This is a genomic window from Bradyrhizobium pachyrhizi (assembly GCF_001189245.1).
Classification (GTDB): domain Bacteria; phylum Pseudomonadota; class Alphaproteobacteria; order Rhizobiales; family Xanthobacteraceae; genus Bradyrhizobium; species Bradyrhizobium pachyrhizi.
Genome location: NZ_LFIQ01000003.1, coordinates 1 through 305, shown reverse-complemented (window position 1 = coordinate 305; position 305 = coordinate 1). Strand labels below are relative to the sequence as shown.

Sequence of the window (305 nt, the reverse complement as noted above, 5' to 3'; positions counted from 1 at the left end):
CGTGCTCGGACAAATTGCTGAAGCATTGGGATCGAACCAGGAGGCCGCTCAAGAGCGCGGCGCGGCTTAAATCGTAAGCCGCTTCAGGCCAGTTGCGAAGCGCCCCGCCGGATGGGCGGGGCGCAGCGCTCGGCTCAACTCACTCGCCGTTTTTGCGCGGGCGCGACCACAGCAGCGTGTAGCCCTCGCCGCCTTCGTCGTCGAACAGGTTCGCATAGATCGGTGCGTTGAACGAGGGGTCGTCGAGCTTGAGCGAGAGGTAATCGCGACCCTCTTCGGAGCGCTTCGACCAGGCTGCGCCGATC

Annotated in this window: 1 protein-coding gene; it reads right to left on the bottom strand. The window is 64.6% G+C overall.

Annotated features, from left to right (window positions below):
• Window positions 1–139: 139 nt before the first annotated feature.
• Window positions 140–305: DUF736 domain-containing protein (locus AKL29_RS39970; RefSeq protein WP_152977361.1), on the bottom strand; the 166-nt coding region annotated here is incomplete at its 5' end.